Source organism: uncultured Microscilla sp. (genome assembly GCF_947493425.1).
Lineage (GTDB): Bacteria > Bacteroidota > Bacteroidia > Cytophagales > Microscillaceae > Microscilla.
Window position 1 is genome coordinate 1 of sequence record NZ_CANLRP010000677.1, and the last position, 229, is coordinate 229.

Sequence of the window (229 nt, forward strand, 5' to 3'; positions counted from 1 at the left end):
ACATTAGCTTATTAGCAAACAATAGCGCATATTTCAAAGAGAAGGACTATGTGGTGGTATTGCATGACCCCAGTGATATTCGCAAAAAATATAGCCAACAGGCTGGGCATCTATGCAAGGTATTGGACTTAGACAAAAAACTAATTAATGGCTACCGCACCCTAAGCAGTGCTTGTGTCGATATTCGTGGTAAAAATCTTCGTTTGCTTAGGTGTAGCCCCTATAGCAC

At 41.0% G+C, this 229-nt stretch carries 1 pseudogene; it reads left to right on the top strand.

What is annotated here, in order from left to right:
• A pseudogene (locus Q0954_RS34900) lies at positions 1 to 229 on the top strand (hypothetical protein); the annotation flags it as partial.